1 protein-coding gene is annotated in these 212 nt (G+C 49.1%); it reads right to left on the reverse strand.

Features of this window, described 5'->3' with window-relative positions:
• Positions 1-212 (reverse strand): hypothetical protein (locus tag JO950_RS22175; RefSeq protein ID WP_202704575.1); only part of this gene is annotated, 212 nt, incomplete at both ends.

Here is a 212-nt window from a genome sequence, read left to right on the forward strand (position 1 = left end):
TAAACCGATCCTGTGATGCTTCCGCCTCCTGAAACAATGCTCCACGTACCTCCTGCCGGTGTAGCAGTTAAGGTTTTGGTAGCCGTTTCGCAAATAGCAGTAGTTGGTGTGGTATTGGTCGCTGTACCTGCAAACGCATTCACCGTGAAGGTAACATCTGAACTGCTAGCGGCACAACTTCCGTTAGAAGCAACCGTGTATCTTATCGTTAC

The organism is Flavobacterium sp. UGB4466 (assembly GCF_903469665.1).
GTDB classification, from domain to species: Bacteria; Bacteroidota; Bacteroidia; order Flavobacteriales; family Flavobacteriaceae; genus Flavobacterium; species Flavobacterium lipolyticum.